The following is a 19500-nucleotide window of genomic DNA, read 5'->3' on the forward strand; positions in this document are numbered from 1 at the left end:
ATGGAGAGAGTTAGATAATGCCGCGGTCGGCCAACGGGCCCGTCCAATTATCTTCAGGCTCGCGGGCGGACTCGATTTTTTCTTCGGGCCAGTGCTTGGCGGGGATGGTCTTGGGCTTGAAAGGGAACTTTTCGGCGCGCATCTTTTCATAGGCGGCGATGTCGTCCTCATGCTGGAGCGTCAGGTCGATATCGTCGTAACCGTTCATCAAGCGCCAACGCACGTAGTCGTTGACCTCGAACGGCAGGGTCACATCGCCGCAAGTGACAGTGCGGGTCTCCAAAGACACGGTCATCTCGCGGCCAGGCTCCTCCTCCAGCAGCTTCCACAAGAGTTCAACGGACTCCTGCGGCATAATCGCGGCCAGCACACCGTTCTTGGCGGTGTTGCCGTAGAAGATGTCGGCGAAGCTGGGGGCGATGACCACGCGGAAGCCGTAATCGTGCAGCGCCCACACGGCGTGCTCGCGGGAGGAGCCAATGCCGAATTCGGGGCCGGCTACCAGAATCTGGCCCTTGCCGGCGTACTCCGGCTTGTTGAGCACGAAGTTCGGGTCGCGGCGCCATGCGTAGAACAGGGCGTCGTCGAAGCCGGACTTGGTCACGCGCTTCAGAAACACGGCGGGAATGATCTGGTCGGTATCGACGTTGGAGCGGCGCAGCGGCACGCCCACGCCGGTCAGGGTGGTGAGTTTTTCCATGGATATCAAGCTTTCAGTTCTTGCCCCCACTGGCGGGGGCTGTCAGCTTTGCTGACTAGGGGTGGTCGCCGGCATACAGCGTCTCAAGACCACCCTCAGTCAGTCTTCGACTGACAGTCCCTGCCAGCGGGAGCCAGTGTGCAGTATTTACAAATCGGCGGGGGACGAAATCGTGCCGCGAATAGCAGTCGCTGCGGCCACGGCAGGCGACGCCAGATGCGTACGCGACCCCTTGCCCTGGCGGCCTTCGAAGTTACGGTTCGAAGTGGAAATCGAGCGTTCGTTCGGCACCAGCTTGTCCGGGTTCATGCCCAGGCACATCGAGCAGCCGGCGTTACGCCATTCCGCACCGAAGTCCTTGAACACCTTGTCAAGCCCTTCCTTTTCCGCCTGCAGACGCACGCGGGAGGAGGCCGGCACCACGAGCACGCGGTGAATGTTCTCCGCCTTGTGATGTCCCTTCATAATCGCAGCGGCCTGACGCAGATCATCGATACGACCATTGGTGCACGAACCGATGAACACCGTGTCCACGGCGATGTCCTTGATCGGCATGCCCGGCTTCAGACCCATGTACGTAATCGCGCGTTCGGCGGCGGCACGCTTGGTGGCGTCGGCGATCTTGTCCGGTTCCGGTACGGAGGCGGTGATCGGCAGACCCTGACCGGGGTTGGTGCCCCAAGTCACGAACGGGCCGAGCTTGGTGGCGTCGATATCCACTACCTTGTCGAACATGGCATCGTCATCGGTCTTCAACGTCTTCCAATACTCGACCGCACGATCCCACATCTCACCTTCCGGCGCATGCGGACGGCCCTTCAGGTACTCGAATGTGGTCTCATCGGGCGCAATCATGCCGGCTCGCGCACCGGCCTCAATGGACATATTGCATACGGTCATGCGCTCATCCATGGTCAGGTTGCGAATCGCTTCGCCACGGTATTCGATGACGTGGCCCTGGCCGCCGCCGGTGCCGATCTTGGCGATAATCGCCAGAATGATGTCCTTGGCGGTAGCATCCGCAGGCAGCTTGCCGTTGACGTTGACGGCCATGGTCTTGAACGGCTTCAGAGACAGCGTCTGCGTGGCCATGACGTGCTCGACCTCGGAAGTACCGATGCCGAATGCCAGTGCACCGAATGCACCGTGCGTCGAAGTGTGCGAGTCACCGCACACGATGGTCATGCCCGGCTGGGTCAGGCCCAGAATCGGCGCGAATGCATGGACTATGCCCTGATCGGCGTCACCCAACGGGTGCAGTCGCACACCGAATTCCTTGCAGTTCTTCTCCAAAGTGCTCAGCTGCAGAGCGCTCGTTTCATCCGGATTCGGACGATCGATGTCAACAGTAGGAGTGTTGTGATCTTCGGTGGCGATGAGCTGATCCACGTGACGCGGCTTGCGACCAGCCAGACGCAGACCCTCAAATGCCTGCGGGCTGGTGACCTCATGCATAAGCATCAGGTCGATGTACAGCAGGTCGGGCGCACCGTCGCTGCCCCTGCGCACCAGATGATCGGCCCAGACCTTCTCGGCCAGTGTCGTTCCCATAGCGTTTCCTCCAAAAATCCCGCGCGAGGTATTGTGTTCGCGCCTTGTTCGTGGTATTAGCCTATGTGGTGACGTTTGGCCCGGCCACAAGCAGGCCGGATATTGAGATACGCCCCCAATTCCCCCATGGCCACCCTGTGAGACGCTTCCCCGATTTGGTATTTCACTATGTGAGATGGCATAATCGCACGTATTATGACTGATTCCCAAGAAGAACCACTGAACAACGGTCTGACCAACTCTGAGCCAGCCGAGACCACCAACGAGACTGTCGCAAAGGATGGCGGGGAAATCCATTCCGGCGTCGGCGTTCTTGATAAAACCGTAAAGATTCTTGATGCGCTTGAATCCGGCCCGTCTACGCTCGGCCAACTCGTGGCCGCCACTGGACTAGCGCGACCGACCGCTCACCGTCTGGCGATCGCCCTGGAGCGCCATCGTTTTGTGCTGCGTGATCAGCACGGCCGCTTTGTGCTCGGCTCCCGTTTTGCCGAACTGGCCGCCGCCGCCGGCGAGGATCGATTGCTCACTGCCGCTGGCCCGATTCTGCAGACCCTGCTCGACCGCACCGGCGAATCCGCGCAAATCTACCGCCGCCAGGGCGACCAGCGTGTCTGCATCGCCGCCATCGAGCGCGCTTCCGGCTTGCGTGACTCCATCCCCGTGGGCGCCATGCTTTCGATGGAAGCAGGCTCCGCCGCTCAGATTCTGCTGGCCTGGGAGGATTCTGACCGCCTGCACCAGGGACTGCGCCACGCCAAGTTCACCGCCACCAAGCTGGCCGCAGTGCGCAAGCGCGGTTGGTCTGAGTCCGTGAACGAACGCGAAGAGGGCGTGTGCTCGATTTCCGCGCCGATTCGCAACGCTTCCGGCCAGGTCATCGCCGCGATTTCGATTTCTGGCCCGACCGGCCGCATGGGTGCCGCCCCCGGCCGCCGTTACGCGCCGCTGGTCATGGCTGCCGGCAAGTACCTCACCGAGGCTCTGGTCAAAGCAGTTCGCTAGTCATCACATACATTGCCCCCGCCGGCGGGGGCTGTCCGGCATGGCCGGACTGGGAGTGGTCAGCATCACCGCTCAAACCACCCCCAGTTGACTCCGTCGACAGCCCCGCCAGCGGGGGCAGTTTTGCTATGCGCTACCTAAACAGGCCGGACAGCTGGCTCCACAGCGACGGCTTACGCAGCAAATCATCACCCTCGCCCTCGCCCGGAGCGGCCTGGTTCACTGCATACGTGTAGGCGCGTTTGGAACTGGGTTTACCCACCAATTCGCCGAATTCCAGCAATTGCGTGCGCGGATCATAGGGATGGCGAATATCGAATTCAATCAGCCGTGTGGCACGCTTGGCCGGCGCCGGTCCGTATGTATTGAAACCACAGGTAGGCGTGGCCATCAATAGCAGCCCCTCATATTCACCTACGAATCCGTTGCGATGGTCATGGCCCGCCGCCACACCGATATACCCCTCGCGCAGCGCCTCAAACTCGTCCGACTCATCCGGGCAGGAGATGCCCTCCCCCAGATACCCGCCGGCTTGGGTGCGATCCTCGTCCAATACATAGTAGGTATCCGCGTGCTCGCGATAGCCCTGCATGGCGAAAGCCGCGTTGGCAGCCACCGGTCTGAGCACCTGATAATACTCCGGCAGCGGCATGTGCTGGAACACCATTGATTTGGCCCCGATGCGCTCAGGCAAGGCCTTGAGGAAAGCCAAGGTCTCTGGCGAAGGTGAGCCGAAGCCGCCTCCATGCGCATAATCACCGGAGTTTACCAGCACCAAGCCAAGTACGTTGCGCGTGCAGTCCACATCCATCACCGGCAATGCGAAGGTGCCGGGAGCAGCAGACGGGTACATCGCGGCGGAACCACTCGCCGAGGCATCAGCCGACCCATCAGCGTCTTCGCCATTGAGCGTCTCAGGCGAGCCGTCTTCGCGACACATATATATGGTCTGCTTGGCCAGCGCATCGTTCGGCGGATTGATGCATCCGGGGAACTCTCGGTAGATCTCATCAAGCTCGGCATCGCTCAGACCGCACTGGAAATCATGGTTGCCATAGGTCACCGCCCACGGGATGCCCCGCGTTGCCAAGGGAGCGGTGAATTGGCCGATGGCCTTGCGCACCAATTCGCGCGTGTGGCTCAATGCAGACTCAGGAATCGCCTCTTCGCACCAACGGCGTTTGCGGAAGCTCTTGGCAAAAGCCGGATCATAGCCGGCAATCTGGTTGCCGGAAAAAATCACTATATCGGGGCGAGTGGCATCAAGACTGGCTTCGATCAGAGACACCGTATCTTTGGATACCTTGGCACCGTCTTGGATATCGGCAATCTGCAGCACGCGAAACTTACCGGAATGATGGAATTGCAGACGCCCCAAACGCGCGGAAATGGAAACCGGGCGATGGTCCCCCACCTCGGCCGGCTTGATTCTGGGCTTGGAGAGCAAGCCCTCTGGCGCACGCTGTGTTTCCGTCATGACCTCCACTGTACACACAAACGAAAAGGCCCGCCGGAGCGGGCCTTTTCTACAAGTCCAACTACTGGAGCAGAATCTCTGCACAACATCATCGTTGCAACGGTAAGTCTTTCCAATGCCCGTCCAACGTAACAGTCCTCGTGACCATACACTATTTGTGGGCTCTGCTCTGTTCAGTTGTTCTTGTACCTCATAATTTATTCACGCCTGCCGCTTCCTGCAAGTTGAAGACGGCAGTTGTGCTGTTTTTATCACAAGTGTTCAATTGAACTAAGAAAATCCGGAAAAACGAATCAAAACGTTCGTTTCAAACCCGCCCGATGTTTGATTGTGTTCTGTTCGCTGCAGTTTACGGCGTGTCGCAACGGCCACCAACCCCACTACCACATGTTCAATTGAACATGACTCATTCACATAAACGAACATCCGACAGGAGCTCCCCACCGACTCCCCGCAAACCAACGTGAACACCCGCTGAATTTTGGCGAGTTCAGTAGCTTTCCGGCCACTCCAGAGCTTACGATGTAAGTTATGGCACAGATATTTGACGCACCCTCGAAGGCAATCCTGCGCAGTCAGATCGCAGAGCATATTGCCGAGAACGACAACAACGACCGCCGCGTCGACCAGGAAGGCGAGACACCGCTGCCCAAGGACCGCTTCTTCGACCGCGAGCTCAGCTGGCTGAAGTTCAACCAACGCGTGCTCGAATGCGCGGAGAACGAAGACATGCCCCTGCTCGAGCGCGCCAACTTCGCCGCGATCTTCGCCTCGAACCTTGACGAGTTCTTCATGGTGCGCGTCGCCGGCCTGAAGCGCCGTATCGACTCGGGCATCGCCGTGCCGTCCGCAGCCGGCCTGAGCCCGCGCCAGCAGCTGCGCGCCATCAGCGAAACCGCGCATCGTCTGCAGAATGAGCACGCACATTACGCGATTGACACGATTCTGCCCGAGCTGGAAAAAGAGCACATCGTGCTGCTCACGTGGGACAAGCTCACCTCCGCCGAGCAGGAGCGACTCTCGCGCTACTACCGCCAGCAGGTGTTCCCGGTCCTGACACCGCTCGCCGTGGACCCGGCCCACCCGTTCCCCTACATTTCCGGCGGTTCCATCAACCTCGCCGTGATCGTGGAGAACCCGGCATCCGGCAAATCGCACTTCGCCCGCGTCAAGATCCCGGGCAACCTGCCGCGACTGGTGCCCGTGGACGACATGACCGACGAGGAATCCAAGGACGAGCGCTATGGCTTCATCGCCATGGAAAAGCTCATCGCCGCACATCTGGAATCCCTGTTCCCCGGCATGATCATCAAGGAAGCCCGATCCTTCCGCGTGACCCGTAACGAAGACATCGACGTGGAAGAGGACGATGCCGAGAACCTCCTCAACGCCATGGAGAAGGAGCTGCTGCGTCGCCGCTTCGGACCGCCGATTCGTCTGGAAATCACAGACACCACCAGCCCGTTCCTTTCCCAGCTGCTCGCGGACCAGCTCGGTGTGAGCCAGGACGAGGTGTACCGTCTGCCCAGCCCGCTGGACCTCACAGTGCTCTTCGAACTCGGCGGCGTGGATCGCCCCGACCTGAAGAACCGCCCGTTCGTGCCGACCACGAACCGCCAAATCGCCGAGGTCGAGTCCTCCCGTGCGCAGGACATCTTCGCGGCCATCCGCGAGCGCGACATCCTGCTGCATCACCCCTATGACTCCTTCTCCACCTCCGTGCAGGCCTTCCTTGCGCAGGCCGCCGCGGATCCGAAGGTGCTGGCCATCAAGCAGACCCTGTACCGCACCAGCTCCAACTCGCCGATCATCGACGCCCTGATTGACGCCGCGCACGCGGGCAAGCAGGTGCTGGCTCTGGTGGAGATCAAGGCCCGCTTCGACGAGGACGCCAACATCGCCTGGGCTCGCAAGCTCGAGCGCGCCGGCGTGCACGTGGTGTACGGCATCGTGGGTCTCAAGACCCACTGCAAGCTCATCGAGGTCGTGCGTCAGGAAGCCGACGGTCTGCGCCGCTACTGCCACGTGGGCACCGGCAACTACAACCCGAAGACCGCGCGACTCTACACCGATCTGGGTCTGCTGACCTGCGATCCGGTGGTCGGCCAGGATCTGACCCGACTGTTCAACCAGCTCTCCGGTTACGCGCCGAAGTCCAGCTTCCACCGTCTGCTGGTGGCCCCGCGTACCGTGCGCACCGGCCTGATTCAGCGCATCCGCCGCGAGGAGGACGCCGCACGCGCCGGTAAGGAAGCGTGGATCAAGATCAAGGTCAACTCCATCGTGGATGAAAAGACCATCGACGCCTTGTACCGTGCCTCGCAGGCCGGTGTGAAGATCGACATCGTAGAGCGCGGCATCTGCGCCCTGAAGCCCGGCGTTCCCGGCCTGTCCGAGAATATTCGCGTGCGTTCGATTCTTGGCCGCTTCCTGGAGCACTCCCGCATCTACGCTTTCTGCAATGCGGACGGCCCGCAGATCGGCGAAGGCCCGGCTTCCGGCCCTGAGGTCTACATTGGCTCGGCCGACCTCATGCACCGCAACCTTGACCGGCGCGTTGAGGCTCTGGTGCGTATCACCGCTCCTGAGCAGATTGACGAGCTCATTCGCTACGTGGACCTGCAGATGGCTGATTCCACCATGAGCTGGCATATGCAGCCTGACGGCACGTATGTGCTACACACCAAGGACGACGAGGGTCGTCCGCTGGTCGATAGTCAGGAATACCTGATTCGCAAGCACCAGCGCCGCCCTAGCTCGCATAACTGATTCCACTCGATGCTCCCGTTGGCGAAAGCTGACTGAGGGTGGTTAATGATGCCCGGCTCCTCTTGTATGAGGTTGCCGGGCATCGTCGTTCAGAGAACAAAACTACGTAGCGGCAGTCGATTGCCCTACAATACAAGGGATGGGTACGAACAGCATGAGACGAATCGTGGAGGCCGCCGGTGGCATCCTCTACCGATGGAAAGACAACGTAGAGCCCGAGCAGGCATCGTCTCCGTCAGCGAATGCCAACATCGCCACCGATGGCACGATCATCACGAACGCCGCGCATGCCACGAATACGGCAGACGATGCTGCGTCATCCTCCGGCGCATCAGACGCAGCCCCCTCCTCAACAGGGGCCGACGCTCCCCTGACCGGCACAATCGGACAAGCGACGCACGTCGATTCGGCCGGCTCTTCAGCCAAGGATGCGAACGACCCAGCTTCCGCCGACAATGTGCTCAATCACATCGAACTCTGCGTGGTGCATCGCCCAAAGTACGACGACTGGAGCTGGCCGAAAGGCAAAGTCGATCCGAACGAATCTCACCGTCATGCTGCGGTTCGCGAAATCGGCGAGGAATCCGGCCTGCCTGTGCAGCTTGGCCCCTATCTTGGCGATATCGAATATCCACTGTCCGAGGAAGGCAGCAAACGGCGCCATACCAAGGATCGCACGGTGGACACTAAGCACGTCCAGTTCTGGATGGCCACGCCAATCAGTGCGATTGACAACCTGCGCCGCACTCACGCGTTTGGCCCGGTGCATCGGGCGGATATCGGCGAAATCGATGAGGTTGTTTGGCTCACCCCGGCTGAGGCACGCAAGAAACTCAGCCATTCCACCGATAAGGACATCCTCGCGCTGTTCGTTGACCGGGTGCAGGAGGGTGCGCTGGATGCCGTGCCGGTGATTATTGTGCGCCACGGCAAGGCCGAGGCCCGCAAGCTGTGGAAAGGTTCGGACGCCAACCGACCGATTACGCCGAAAGGTGCGTCTGCCGCGTATGCGCTGAACCGTGAGCTCGCCTGTTTCAATCCGACCCGCCTGGCCACCTCGCCGTGGGTGCGCTGCCAGGAGACGCTGGAAATGTTCGCCTGGCAGACCGGGCGCGACATGGTTCATCTCGACCCGCTCACCGAAGACGCCTTTGCCGCCGACCCCGATGTCGCATGGGAATGTCTGCTCAGTGAGATTGATTTTGCGCTGGAGCGTCGTCAGCCCACAGCGATATGTATGCACCGGCCGGTGATTGGCGGTATGTTTGAACATCTGCGCAAGATGTGCGCTTCGACGGCTTTGAGCAAACGCCTGATCGCCAAGACACCGTTCATGCCGACCGGTACGGCGGTGGCGTTGTTCGTGATACCGGGCAGCTCAAATGCCACGGGCAAGACTGGTGACGGCAACAACGCTGCCAGTCTTGGCGCTGAAGTTTCGGCTTCTGCCGAACAGGCCAATTCGGCTGGCCACAGCAGCTCGCCTAATCACTCGGACAGTGCTAATCAGCCGCTTTGCGCCGACGTAACCATTATCGATATTCAGAAAGTGCAACCGCTTGTCTACTAGGCCCGCATTCCCCGATTCCTCCAATTCCTCGGCTGCCGCCGCAGCCGCCCACGCCGCGCATAATGGTACCGCCGGCAGCCTGGGCCCCGGTTTTGGTTCTTTGCGCGCGGCGGGCGCAGCGTTTGGCCCGGCTCGCATGGGCTCCGGCCGTCCAGCCCGCCCTGCTCAGCTCGACCCAGCCGTAGCCGATGGCCTGGCTGGCGGATTGGATCCGCAAGCGTTGAGCGAGATGAGTCATCTGTCTGCCGCAGCACTGCTGGATCGCGTGCGGCATAATGAGGACCCGGAAGTCGTGCATCGCGTGCTAACGCTGGTGGAGACCGTCGGCGTGGATGAAATCGCCGAACTATGGAGTGACGCCGAACCCGATTCGTTGCCCGGTGTGCTGTGGCGGCTGTACATGCTGCGCACATGGATGCGAACGAACCGCGACTCGATTGCCCACCTATGGCGCGTGGGTGAACCGGTGGCCACCACCGCGTCCGCCATCGCCGGCGTGGATCAGGCCCCCACCGAAGACGACATCGTGCGACTGGCTGATTCGATTCTCTCCGGCGCGTTTGTGGGCGATTTCGCCGTGGCGCTGGAGCGTGCGGCCGCGTTTACCGACGTGGTGGCATTGGGCTTGCGCGTGGAGACACGGCGCATGGTCGAGCGAGCAACGGCTAATGGCGGCATTGCTTCACCCGCTGACGAGAAGACCGCACGCACCAAGGCAGCACGCCTCATGCACACCTCCGCCAGCCTGCTCTCCACCACCAAGGACTTCCAGCACGGTGCTAACCTCTGGCGCCGCGGACGGCTGGAGTAATAGCTTGTTTATCTCCCCTGATGGGCCGAGCCGCAGGGGAAATGCAGGATGCGTTGCCGGGCGAGAATGATAGTCGAGCTAATGGATTGGCCGAAGGCTCTGATTGCAGGACGAGGTGTCCATCAGAGGGGGCGGCATTGCTTTGCAACGAAGCCCCCTCTGATGGGGGAGCAGTCACGGGCGATGCACGTGACTGAGGGAGAGACCCAATCCATCACTTCAACATCAACCATCAGCTGACATCGGCCTTCCCCGGCGCGCCACGGCTCATCGCAAACTATACTGAATATCCGCGTCGGACCGTGCTTAAGCCCCGGGCTCCATTTTTTGCCGCCGCGAGCGGCCCTTGCGCCGACAGGCGCTTTCGCGGTTCGGCGCTTTTCTTCTTTCCATCACTCGGGACACTCCTTCATGCAATTGCAACAGCATCCCCATCATTCTTTGCGCCATCAGCGGGGCAAAACCGCGATTAAACCCAAGAGCCACCCCGCTGAGCAACCAAAACGGGACAGCACTGCGATTCAATCGCAGAAACACCCCGCTGAGCACGTCTCAGCGACGTAAAACCACGAGTTAACCATGAAATCGCTCCGCTAAGCAATCTAAGCGAGGTAAAACTGCGATTAAACCGAAGTATTGCCACACTGAGTTCGACTCAGTGAAGCAAAATTGCGAGTTAACCGACGGATTGCCACACTAACAACCACTAAGCGGGGCAAAACGGCGATTAAACCGAAAGACCACCCCACTGAGCCCGTCTCAGCGGGGCAAAACCACGACCGAGTCAACGGTTCGCCCCGCTAAGGTCGGCGCGCAACGGCATAACCCCAATCCCGCCGAATAATGCTCCATTTCAGTTCCGATTCAGCCGCAATCCTCGAGCCAAAGGAGACTCAGATGGAGTCGGCTCCGTAGAACAGGGCTCCAGCCCAAGCAACAACGACAGCACCGATACGGAAGAGGCCGCCGACCACGCCTGCGGATGGCAAGCCGCAGGATACGGAGAGGGACTGTTCTCCCCCGAATCACCTGAGTACAATTCCGGAATCTGGTAGTCGAAAGCATCGGCAGCGCGAACCAGTCCATCAGCCACGCGCAGTGCCTCCGCCTCATAACCTTCTGCACGAAGACCATTCATCACGATGGCACTGTCATGGGCCCACACCGATCCGCAATGATAGCTCTCAGGCCAGTACCCACCAGCCAGTGTGCTCATGGTACGCACGCCATAGCCGCTGAGCATGTCATCGCCAATCAAACGGGCCACCACATCGCGCACACCCTGTTCATCAAGAATGCCCGTGCCAAGCAGATGCCCAATATTGCTGGTCAAGGAATCAACCGGCTTCTCGTCTCGATCCAGCGCAATCGCCGGATAGCGGCCATTGCCGTCATCAACCCAGAAAACCTCGTTAAACCGGGTCTTCAGCCGCTTGGCCCATGCGCGCCAATCCTCAGCTCCAGGACGCCCGAATTTCTCCAGCACATCCGCGCCGAGTATGGCCGCCTGATAGGCATATCCCTGCACCTCGCACAAGGCGATTGGGCCGTCAGCAATGCGCCCATCATTCCAGCGCACGGAGTCTCCCGAGTCCTTCCAGCCCTGATTGCTCAGACCGTGGCCAGTGCGATCGATGTATTCCAAGAATCCATCACCATCGCAATCGCCCCAATCACGCAGCCAGGCAAGTGCGGCCTCAAGGTTCGGCAGCAACGCCTCAATCTCCTGCTCAGGCGCACCCCAGCGCAAGGCCTCAGCAAGCAGAATAATCCACAGCTCGGTGGCATCGATTGTGCCGTAGTACAGCGGAGGCAAGCTGGTGCCGTCATTAAATGCACCGGTCTGCACCAACGGCTCAGCACGCAGTTCATGCATGATTTTGCCGGGATCAGCATTGGTCTGAATATCGGATTCAGTAGCTTGGAAGTGCGCCAGAGTACGCAGTGCGCCCATCGCGGTACGAGTCGTCAGCGGCAACATGAAACGTGCAGCCCATAGGGAATCACGACCGAACAGGGTGAAGAACCACGGTGCACCGGCCGCCAAAAACTCATCGTCCGGCAAAGCCGGAATCGACATCCGCAAACCATCGAGATCCCTCAAAGAGGTATTCACCCAATTGGAGACACGATTATCGGCGGCCTCCACCTGAACATCGGCCCACGGGCAATCGGCATTCGCCGCGATAACGGCATTGCGCGGCGAGCTCACCGCAATATGCAGACCGACTGAAGTCTCCGCGCGAGCAGGAATCGTAACCTGCCAGGAGATCACGCAATCAAGACCATCAAGGATGATTGACGGCACCCCACTACCATCCTGCGGCTCCGCGGTTACCGTGGCACGCAGCTCGCCGTACGCCACCTCTGCGGAACATGCATCACCGGGCACTCGGGAGAGAATAACCTCGCCGTTAGCTGCGGCAGAGGATGACGCACCACCTTTGATCTCCTGCATCGAAGCCATGTCAAAGCGCAATTTCACTGAGAAATCAAGCGTCACCGGATCAGTCATCACGCTACGCAACACATATCGCTCATGCAGGGCATCCGGTTCCAGAGTGCGATTCTCCGTGATACGAACCGAGGGATCCACCGTCGGGCCATCAACATTGCGGGCCACCATGGAAGACACACCCACTCCTTTTTGGGGAGAGTTCCATGCGATCGCTGTGGGTGCCTCACCGTTCACAACCGGAATGATGCGTGAGATGATACGAGTATCTCCCACATAAAATCCGGCGATATTGGCCGCCCCCGCGTGCTGCTGCGATGCGTCCACAGTGCCGTCTGCGGTTTCCCACAGTTGGGCAGGCGCCACAACAAGAGGCTTCATGTCGTGCATCCATGGCTGTCGGATACGCTCAGTGCTGTTCATATGTTCTCCGTTGATTGTTGAAAAGCGAATAGTTATTGTTGCGCAGACCCGTCATTCCTTGACGGAGCCTTCCGAGCTGTTCATGATTTGCTTCTGGAAGATGAAGAACAGCACGGCGACGGGGATGGTCATGATGACGGCAGCCGCCAGTTTGACCGGGTATTGGTTACCTTGGGACAGCTGCCCACTGGCCAACGAGGCAACACCCTTGGTCAACGTGGTCAACGCCGAAGACTGAGTCGAAACAATGAAGTGCGACAGCTCATTCCACGAGCCCTGGAAGGACAGAATCGAGATAGTCACGATTGCCGGACGTGCCATAGGCAGCACGATTGACCAGAAAATACGGAATGTTCCCGCACGATCAATCATCGCCTGCTCCTCCACAGACCGCGGAATCGACTCAAAGAAATTCTTCATGATGAACACGCCGGCCGCATCGATGAGCAACGGCAGAATCATGCCTGCATAGCTGTCGTAGATGCCAAGGCTCTTGATGATGAGGAACTTCGGAATAAGCAGCACCACCATCGGCACACTCATCACGGCAAGCAGCAGGCTGAAGACGACATTGCGGCCACGGAAGTCAATACGCGCAAGTGCATAGCCGGCCAGGGAATCGAAGAACACACGACCCAGCGTGACCACAATGGTCACAATGAACGAGTTCTTGAACCATACCGGGAAGTCCGAGTTCAGGAACAGCTTCTTATAGGCTGCCGTCGTCCAGATTTCCGGCACCAGCGAGACCGGATTGGCGGTGGCATCGGCATCGGTTTTGAACGAGGTGGCAATCTGAGTGACGAATGGCATGATGTAGATCACTGCCAACACAATCAGAATGATGTACAGGATGATGCCACTGTGGAAGAAACGCTTGAGCCATGATGCGCTGTTATCGCCACGCACAGTGTTGGATACCTTCGACTTGCTCATATCAGATTCCCCTTTCTGCGCTATCTTCGGCAACCGCCGCATCAGCGGTCTGCGCCCTGGCAGCAGCCGGCCGCCCTACTCTCAATGTGGCGAGTTCTTCGCGGTTCAATGCGCGTGCCTCGGCTTTCATGGCCTCGTAATCGGCCCTGCGGCGTCGAGACATCTTCTTGTCCTTCATCACCCAGCGCTGAATCCAGGTCATGACGATGATGATGACGAATAGGATGAAGGAGATAGCCGCGCCTCGACCCCATTCCTGGCTGTTGAACGCTGCGGTGTACGACAGGTACGCAGTGGTCAGCGTGGTCTTTGCCGGGCCACCCTGAGTACCCGTATAAATCTGATCGAACACCTGCCATGTACCGATGATGCCCAATGTGACGACGGTGAAAATCGTGGGCTTCAATTGCGGCACGGTCACCTTCCACATACGCTGCCACGGCGTTGCGCCGTCCATGATCGCCGCTTCTTCAGTGCCTTCGCCGATGCTCTGCAGCGCGGCAACGAACATCAGCATAAAAGTGCCCGAAGTGGTGAAAATAACCATGAGGATGATGGCGACCATCGCCACCGAAGGCCCGGCAAGCCAATCCCATGCGCTGACGCCAAGGAAGCTGTGTTCGGCCAGCGCCGCCGGCCCATTCTTGACGCCCAAAGCCGACAACAGGATATGGATGATGCCTCGCGGATCGTTGAACCAGTTGGGACCGTTGACACCGAACCATTTGAGCATGGCGTTAATCGGACCGGCCGCGTTGAACAGGAACAGCCACAACACGGTGATTGCCACTGAGCTGGTGACCGACGGGAAATAGAACGCCGTGCGGAAGAAGCCACGCGCCTTGAGGATCTTACGGTTCAGCATTACCGCAAGTCCCAGGGACAGCAGCGTCTGCAGCGGCACCACGATCAAGGTGTACCAAGCATTGTTGCGCAGAGCCGTGCCGAAATCGCTTTGCGCGAGACCCGGAGCGGTGAGCACGTCACTGTAATTCTTTAGCCCCACAAAATCGACGGACGAACCAAACGGCGTGCCTCGACCGCTCCAATTCGACACACTCACCCACAGCGCCATGATGATGGGAATAAACATGAACACGCCAAGGATGATGATCATCGGCAGAACGAACAGCCAACCGGATATCTCCTGGCCTTTGTGATCAATGCGCTGGCGTTCGACCTTGTTCGCACCCAACTTGCGTGGCTTCGGTGCCTTTTGTGATGAGGACATGCTCCGACTCCTTTGTTGATAATGTTCGCGATTCTGATTGCGGCGGCCGACGGTCGTCTCGGTCAGAGAGCGAAGACCGCCGCAATCGATGGAATCAGTAGATTCGGCTACAGATCCGGGATCTACTTGAGGATGGCCTCAATGTTGGTCTGGGTCTTGTCCAGAATCGTCTTGGCGTCGCCTGTCTTCAGACCTTCCAACTGTGCGTTGAGGTCGGTGATCACGTCGGCGGCACCCTTGGCGGTCGGCACGGTAACCGAGTAGTTCAGGCCATCCATGAAGGCGCTCAGGTCGGGGAACTCGCTCTTCCACTTGTCGGCGAGCGTCTTGGTGGCGGGCATGATGCCAAAGGCCTTGGCGAAGTCCATAACCACGTCATCGCTGGTCAGGTATTCGACCAGATCGATAGCACCCTTCTGATCCTTGCTGTCGGCGGCGATGCCCCAGCCGTTGGTGAAGTGCATGGTGCCCTTGCCGGCCGGGCCTTCCGGCAGCTCGACGACCTTGTACTTGACGTCCGGGTAGTCGGCGGACAGGCTGCCGGTGATCCAGTTGCCTTCGATGGTCATGGCAGCCTTCTTGGAGCCGAAGGCCTCGCCACCCCAGCCGGCGCCGAGGTCGGAGGCGTACTTGACGGTGTCGGAGTCGAGCAGAGTCTTGACCTCTTCAAGGCCCTTAACGCTCGCGTCGCTGCTTGCGATGGCCTTGGTGCCATCGTCACTGACCAGACCACCGCCAGCCTGCTTCAGGAAGACGCCGACTCGTGCGTATTCGCCGTTGAACGCCAGTCCAACATGATCAGCGGTGGTGAGTTTCTTGGCCACATCGGCAAGCTGGTCCCAAGTGGTCGGGATATCGGCATCGGTCAGGCCGGCCGCGGACCACATGTCGGTGTTGATGACCAGCTGCAAGGTGGACACATCCTTCGGGGCAGCGTAAAGCTTGCCGTCATAGGTGAACGTCTGCAGCAGGTTGTCGTAGAAATCGCTCTTGTTCTTCAGCTCGTCGCCGTAAGCAAGCAAGGAGCCGTTGGAAGCGTATCCGGCGAGCTGCTCGGGAGCTAGGTAGAACACGTCGGCGGGATCGCCGCCGGCAAATCCCTGGGACAGTTGCTGCGCCATATCGTTGGCAACCTGCACGGTGGCCTTGGTGCCGGACTTCTTCGACCATGCGGCAACGGCCTTCTTGACGGCCTCGGTCTCGGTGTCACCCGAAGAACCGATCAGCACGGTGAGCCCTTTCGAGCTGTCGCTGGTCAGGCCATCGGACTTGGCGGAATCATCGAATCCACTGCCTCCGCCGCAGCCCGCCAGAAGCGCCAGCACGGCCACCGAAGCCGCGGTCATCACGGTCAGCTTGCTCCTCATCATCGTGTTTCTTCTTTCTCGAGCGCTATGCCCGTCCTTGTCTTCATCATCATTGGTTAAGTTATGCAATCATTAGAACGTTCAAATAATCGCTATTCCTTAAGTTTCGGTTCTACAGGAACCAAAACCATTGGTACTCGATTTTTCAGTCATCGACTCAGCATTGAAAAATGATGACTTAATTTTTACGTTCTAATAAGTGGCTATATAATAAACACCAATATTTGAATCTGTCAAATCAGGTACGATTATTGGAACGAACCAATAAGTCCGAGCACCACTGTTCGAGCTGTACATGAACATAAAGGGAAGCACTATGGTCAGCATCAAAGACGTCGCCAAAGCTGCCGGCGTCTCGCCCCAAACCGTATCCAACTGCATCAATAACCCCGCAGTGGTCAAGCCAACCACACGCAGACTTGTCAACGATGCCATCGCTCTCCTGAATTACACCCCCAATGCGTCCGCTCGCCGCCTGCGAACCCAACGCAGCAACACCATAGGCATCGGCATCGCCCCCGTGAGCTATTCACAGGTATACGATCGCTTCCTGCATGCGCTGGTCACCGAAGCCGATTCCAACGGCATTCGCGTCATCCTATACAAAACCGACTCGCAACAGGATGAAATACGCCAATTCGAGGCGCTTACCGCCCGCGGCGACGTCGAAGCTTTCGTGCTCACCGACACCACTCACAACGATCCACGACTCGAATGGCTGCATGACCATCATCAGTCTTTCGTCCTGTTCGGACGACCTTGGGGCTCAGCGGATATGCACGATCCCCTCACCCCCTGGGTGGACGTAGATGGGCGCGCCGGCATTGCGGACATGACGCAGCACTTGATACTGCACGGTCGCAAACACATCGGATTCATCGGCTGGCCAGGCATTTCCGGAACAGGCACAGATCGTTACCGCGGCTGGAAGGACACCATGCTCGCCGCGAAGATGGCCACTGCCGACGAATTCGAACAACTTTACGAAGAAGGCACGGACGACATCACCGCCGGGCAAACCGCGTGCATCTCGCTATTGGACAGACGTCCTGACCTCGATGCCATTATCTGCGTCAGCGACACGCTGGCCATCGGCGCCGCCACCGCGCTGCCCAATGACACCGATATCGTCATCACCGGATTTGACGACACCGTATCCGCCCAATCAATGGGTCTGCCCAGCATTGCTCAGCCTTTGACCGAGATCGCGCGCAACATTATGCACATCATCCAAAATCGGCTTGACGCAACGTCGCCTGCGCATACGGCGTCGTCTCTCACGTCGGAATCCCCTGACAATTGCCACATTCTGCTGCCACCGTCCATCGTGATTCGGTAGACGGAGTTCCAGGAACGCAAACCCACGATCTAATCGCAAAAGTGCCCCGCCGAATCCATCTCAGTGAAGCAAAACCACGATTAGACCGAAGAACCACCCCACCGAGAGCCACTCAGCGAAGCAAAACCACGAGTTAACCATGAAATCGCTCCGCTGAGCGATCTGAGCGAAGCAAAATCGTGATTAAAACGAAGTATTGCCACACTGAGCTCGACTCAGCGAGGCAAAACCGTGATTAAATCGAAAGACCACCACGCTGAAAGCCACTCAGCGAAGCAAAACCGCGATCGGCTCTAGAAAACACCTCGCTGAACCTATCTCAGTGGAGCAAAATCGCGAATAAATGGACAATCCGCACCACTGAGACTCCCTCAACGGCGCAAAACTGCGATCCAATCGGACATGTACCCCATGGAACAGGATGCGCGTGGCCCGCACGAGGCAATCCGCCCCCCGGGGGCAAACTCCAATTCGGCGGGTCGAGAAACTTGGACTAGGCTGGAGCATATGGAACTTCACGTTTTGAATCATCCGCTGGTTGAGCACAAGCTCACCGTTTTGCGCGACAAGAATACCCCTTCCTCCACTTTCCGCGAGCTCGTCTCTGAGCTTGTGATGCTTGAGGCCTACGAGGCCACCCGCAACCTGTCCGTCGTGGCCGCACCAATCGAGACGCCGGTCGCCCCGATGACCGGCAAGAAGCTCGCCAAGCCACGTCCGATTATCGTGCCGGTGCTGCGCGCAGGTCTGGGCATGCTCGACGGAATGACCCGCCTCATGCCTACTGCCGAGGTCGGTTTCTTGGGCATGAAGCGCGACGAGGAGCACCCCACCCAGCAGGTCACGTACGCAAACCGCTTGCCGGAGGACCTGTCCGGCCGCCAGTGCTTCCTGATCGACCCGATGCTCGCCACCGGCGGCACGCTGGTTGCCGCCACGCATTATCTGGCCGAGCGCGGCGCCAAGGATGTGACCGCAATCAACATCATCGCGGCTCCTGAGGGCATTAAGTACGTTGAGGAGCACATCGACCCGTCCATCGACTTCAAGGTCGTGGTGTGCGCGGTCGACGAAAAGCTCAACGACAAGTGCTACATCGTGCCGGGGCTCGGCGACGCCGGCGACCGCCTCTACGGAGTAATTGATTAACGGAGCGTATACCGCCTTTCCTCAGCACTCGACGCACCATAGTGCGCCTTCGGCTTCGGACGGCGTCTCCGCACACGTTAATCAATTCCTCATGATTGACTGATTTTTGGGCTACCGCTGGCGGGAGCTGTCGAACGAAGTGAGACTGAGGGTGGTTGATATCGGAAACTGACCACCCTCAGTCGGCTACGCCGCCAGCTCCCGCCAGCAGGAGCCAAATCTATGGAATGACCTTATGCAGATCGACATTATTGCGCCGGGACGCGTGAAGGAACGTTACCTTCGCGATGCCATTGACGAGTACTCCAAGCGACTCTCGCGCTATTGCAAGCTCAACATCATTGAAGTCGCGGACGAGAAGACGCCCGACCATGCCTCCGAGGGCGTGGATCGCCAAATCAAGGCCAAAGAAGGCGAGCGCATAGCCAAACATCTGAAGGACGGCGCATTCGTCATTGCCCTTGCCATTAATGGCAAGCAGCTTTCCAGCGAAGAACTGGCCGCGAAAATCAATGACCTAGGATTGCGCGGTACCAGTCATATTCAGCTGGTTATCGGCGGGTCGATCGGACTCGATGATGCGATCCTACGTCGCGCCGATTTCCTGCTGAGCTTCTCGAAGATGACGTTTCCACATCAGCTTATGCGCGTGATTCTGCTGGAACAGATCTACCGTGCCTACAAAATCAACGCCGGCGAACCGTATCACAAATAATC

At 58.9% G+C, this 19500-nt stretch carries 14 protein-coding genes; 7 read left to right on the plus strand and 7 right to left on the minus strand.

Annotated elements, in window-relative coordinates; genetic code table 11:
- Positions 1-10: 10 nt before the first annotated feature.
- Both leuD and leuC read right to left on the minus strand, forming a co-directional pair.
- A complete protein-coding gene (leuD, locus tag BBBR_RS09040; protein ID WP_003829718.1) occupies positions 11-700 on the minus strand; it encodes a 3-isopropylmalate dehydratase small subunit in 690 nt (229 codons plus the stop codon).
- 147 nt (positions 701-847) lie between these two features.
- Positions 848-2251, minus strand: coding sequence for a 3-isopropylmalate dehydratase large subunit (leuC, locus tag BBBR_RS09045; protein ID WP_003829717.1), 1404 nt, complete (start codon positions 2249-2251; stop codon positions 848-850).
- Between the two features lie 195 nt (positions 2252-2446).
- Between leuC and BBBR_RS09050 the strand changes: the two genes are divergently transcribed.
- The gene (locus tag BBBR_RS09050; RefSeq protein ID WP_003829715.1) at positions 2447-3256 is read left to right on the plus strand and encodes an IclR family transcriptional regulator; all 810 of its coding nucleotides are present in this window, start codon (positions 2447-2449) and stop codon (positions 3254-3256) included.
- Between the two features lie 133 nt (positions 3257-3389).
- On the opposite strand, the gene BBBR_RS09055 is transcribed toward BBBR_RS09050, so the two are convergent.
- A complete protein-coding gene (locus BBBR_RS09055) occupies positions 3390-4733 on the minus strand; it encodes a metallophosphoesterase (protein ID WP_003829713.1) in 1344 nt (447 codons plus the stop codon).
- 531 nt (positions 4734-5264) lie between these two features.
- Here BBBR_RS09055 and BBBR_RS09060 point away from each other — a divergent pair.
- From BBBR_RS09060 to BBBR_RS09070, 3 genes are all read left to right on the plus strand, one after another.
- Positions 5265-7502: an RNA degradosome polyphosphate kinase gene (locus BBBR_RS09060; protein WP_003829706.1), complete on the plus strand. Its 2238-nt coding sequence runs from the start codon at positions 5265-5267 to the stop codon at positions 7500-7502.
- 154 nt (positions 7503-7656) lie between these two features.
- Positions 7657-9072 (plus strand): NUDIX hydrolase, encoded by a 1416-nt coding sequence (locus tag BBBR_RS09065; RefSeq protein WP_032738288.1) that lies wholly within the window; start codon positions 7657-7659, stop codon positions 9070-9072.
- Positions 9062-9883 carry a hypothetical protein gene (locus tag BBBR_RS09070; protein WP_015439270.1) on the plus strand — a complete coding sequence of 274 codons (822 nt, stop codon included), beginning with the start codon at positions 9062-9064 and terminating at the stop codon, positions 9881-9883. Before BBBR_RS09065 ends, BBBR_RS09070 begins: the two co-directional genes overlap by 11 nt.
- An 853-nt stretch (positions 9884-10736) precedes the next feature.
- On the opposite strand, the gene BBBR_RS09075 is transcribed toward BBBR_RS09070, so the two are convergent.
- The 4 genes from BBBR_RS09075 to BBBR_RS09090 form a co-directional block, all read right to left on the minus strand.
- The gene (locus BBBR_RS09075) at positions 10737-12761 is read right to left on the minus strand and encodes a glycogen debranching N-terminal domain-containing protein (RefSeq protein ID WP_003829697.1); all 2025 of its coding nucleotides are present in this window, start codon (positions 12759-12761) and stop codon (positions 10737-10739) included.
- A gap of 51 nt (positions 12762-12812) precedes the next feature.
- Positions 12813-13697, minus strand: coding sequence for a carbohydrate ABC transporter permease (locus BBBR_RS09080; RefSeq protein WP_077420406.1), 885 nt, complete (start codon positions 13695-13697; stop codon positions 12813-12815).
- 1 nt (position 13698) lies between these two features.
- Positions 13699-14928: a carbohydrate ABC transporter permease gene (locus BBBR_RS09085; RefSeq protein ID WP_003829694.1), complete on the minus strand. Its 1230-nt coding sequence runs from the start codon at positions 14926-14928 to the stop codon at positions 13699-13701.
- Positions 14929-15050: 122 nt separating this feature from the next.
- Positions 15051-16298, minus strand: a complete 1248-nt coding sequence (locus BBBR_RS09090; protein ID WP_003829692.1) for a sugar ABC transporter substrate-binding protein — start codon at positions 16296-16298, stop codon at positions 15051-15053.
- Between the two features lie 313 nt (positions 16299-16611).
- Between BBBR_RS09090 and BBBR_RS09095 the strand changes: the two genes are divergently transcribed.
- From BBBR_RS09095 to rlmH, 3 genes are all read left to right on the plus strand, one after another.
- Positions 16612-17634 (plus strand): LacI family DNA-binding transcriptional regulator, encoded by a 1023-nt coding sequence (locus BBBR_RS09095; protein WP_025263304.1) that lies wholly within the window; start codon positions 16612-16614, stop codon positions 17632-17634.
- A gap of 507 nt (positions 17635-18141) precedes the next feature.
- Positions 18142-18783: a uracil phosphoribosyltransferase gene (upp, locus tag BBBR_RS09100; protein WP_015439273.1), complete on the plus strand. Its 642-nt coding sequence runs from the start codon at positions 18142-18144 to the stop codon at positions 18781-18783.
- 235 nt (positions 18784-19018) lie between these two features.
- Entirely contained in the window at positions 19019-19498 is a 480-nt protein-coding gene (rlmH, locus tag BBBR_RS09105; RefSeq protein WP_003829688.1) for a 23S rRNA (pseudouridine(1915)-N(3))-methyltransferase RlmH, read from the plus strand.
- Positions 19499-19500: the final 2 nt, after the last annotated feature.

The organism is Bifidobacterium breve DSM 20213 = JCM 1192 (assembly GCF_001025175.1).
In the GTDB taxonomy this organism is placed as follows: Bacteria; Actinomycetota; Actinomycetes; order Actinomycetales; family Bifidobacteriaceae; genus Bifidobacterium; species Bifidobacterium breve.